The organism is Sinomonas sp., assembly GCF_036848755.1.
GTDB lineage: Bacteria > Actinomycetota > Actinomycetes > Actinomycetales > Micrococcaceae > Sinomonas.
On the sequence record NZ_DAIUJO010000233.1, the window covers coordinates 1 to 2,165 of the forward strand.

Annotated in this window: 1 protein-coding gene; it reads right to left on the reverse strand. The window is 70.5% G+C overall.

The annotated features are described in order from the left end of the window. Positions 1-120 precede the first annotated feature (120 nt). The gene (ltrA, locus tag V7053_RS18845) at positions 121-1,551 is read right to left on the reverse strand and encodes a group II intron reverse transcriptase/maturase (RefSeq protein WP_334173781.1); all 1,431 of its coding nucleotides are present in this window, start codon (positions 1,549-1,551) and stop codon (positions 121-123) included. Positions 1,552-2,165: the final 614 nt, after the last annotated feature.

Genomic DNA, 2,165 nt, shown 5'->3' on the forward strand with positions numbered 1-2,165 from the left:
GTAGGGGTCGACCCGGGGCGCGGTGCCAGCCTCGCGGCTGGTCCGTTTCCCCGGGCCGCCCTCCGAACCGGACGTGCCCGTTCCCGAGCATCCGGCTCTCCACGAGGTCGTGCCGGTGGGTCAGGCCGCGCTCGCTGCTGACCACGGGGTGGGGATGTTCGGCCGGTGCCGGTAGCGGGTGACCGCCACCTTGCCGATGTCGAACAGCGCCACGGTCCCGTCCGTCGGCCACCACCCGGGCAGGTAGCGGCGACGGAGCTCCTTCCAGTTGGCACGGGGGTGTTTGCGGCGCATCCACAACAGCACCCGTCGCCAGGTGAAGCGGCGGAGGTAGTCGAAGGTGGCCTTGGAGACGCCGTGCCGGAAGTAGTTGGCCCAGCCCCGCAGCACCAGCGCGAGCCGGTAGAGCAGGACGGCGAGCGGCTTGTTCAGTCCCTGCTGGGTTGCCGTGCGCACCTTGGCCTTGACCGAGGCCAGCGCGGCCTTGGTCGGAAAGGTGTAGGTGGTCGGCTTCCCGCTGCCTCGCTTGGGCTGCCGCTGGATGCGGAAGCCCAGGAAGTCGAAGCCCTGGTCGATCGAGACGATCCTGGTCTTCACCGCCGATAGGCGTAGGCCCATCGGGGCGAGGACGGCTGCGGCCTCGTCCCGCAGCGCTTCGGCGTGCGCCTGGGTGCCGTGAACCAGGACGACGAAGTCGTCCGCGTAGCGGACGAGCCGATAGGTCGCCTGGCCCTTGGCGCGGCGGCGGTGCCGGGCGCTGGAGTCGCCCATCGCCGCCCAGGCGGCGGTGAAGTGCTCGTCCAGCACGCTGAGGGCGATGTTGGCCAGCAGTGGAGACAGGATGCCTCCCTGCGGCGTGCCGGTGGCCGTGTCCCTGAGGGTCTGCTCCTCGCTGAGGATGCCCGCCTTCAGGAACGCCTTCACCAGCGCCAGCACGCGCTTGTCGGCGATCCGTGCCCGCACCCGGTCCATCAGGGCCGGGTGGTCGATCGCGTCGAAGCACGCCTCGATGTCCGCGTCGACGACCCACCCGTAGCTACGCGGGTGAGAGGTCCACTGGTGGATCTCGGCGATCGCGTCCTGCGCGCGGTGACCGGGGCGGAACCCGTGCGAACACGGTTGGAAGTCCGCCTCGAAGATCGGCTCCAGGACCAGTTTCAGGGCGGCTTGCACCACCCGGTCCCGAACGGTCGGGATGCCCAGGCGGCGCAGCTTGCCCGACGCCTTGGGGATCATCCGTTCCCGCACCGGCACCGGGGCGAACTGGCGGGCCTTCAGGTCGGCCCGCAGATCGGCGAGGAAGACCTCGACCCCGCGCACGTCCTCGATGTAGTAGGCGGTGATGCCGTCCACTCCGGCCGTGCGCGAGCCCCGGTTGCTGCGCACCCGCGCCCAGGCCACGGCCAGGACGGCGGGATCGACGACCAGGTTGAACAGGTCGTCAAACCGGCGAGCAGGATCGCTGCCGGCCCACTGGTGCAGCTTGGTCTGGATCTTCAGTACCCGGGCCCGCGCGAAGCGCACGTCGAGCTGCGGTGCGCCGGTGTTCACCGGCGGCCTCCTGACCTTCCAGTTCCTGCACTGCGAACTCGCTGCCGCCCTTGGCCATGTGACCGGCTTTCCCGGTCTCGGACTACTACGGCGGCTCCGCCCCACCACGCGGCGATCGGCTGACGGTGCGCCCAGCCCGCCCCGACCTGGCCGGTCGGGCGGCGGGACAGCCCCGCGGTGGTTCCCACGTTCACCACTTGACCGTTCGACGGGATCGGCGCCCAGCTATTCCCCGGCGGCCTCGCCACGACTACCCCGCAGCACTTCATCGTGGCCTTCGACCCGGCCAACCCTGGACCTGGCCGAAGTTCCCTCGGCGACTGCACGTCCCGACCGAGGTGCGCACCGCTGACCGGCCCAGATCCACCAGGTTCGAGCCGACGTTCCACTTTCGGGGGTTCCACCACTGGTTCCTGCACTCGTACGCCTGTCCGTCTCGCTTGCCAGGCCCGGGCCGTCTGGCAGTACCGACCCGTCCTGTCGTTGTCGGGGCTGCTCCCGCCTGCCTCGGCACCTCCCGAGATCGACTGCCCCCAGCTTCATCAGGCCGCTGCGACGGCCCGAAGAGGAAGGACTCCCACCTCCCTGCGGTCATGCGGCGCCTCGTGGCGCAC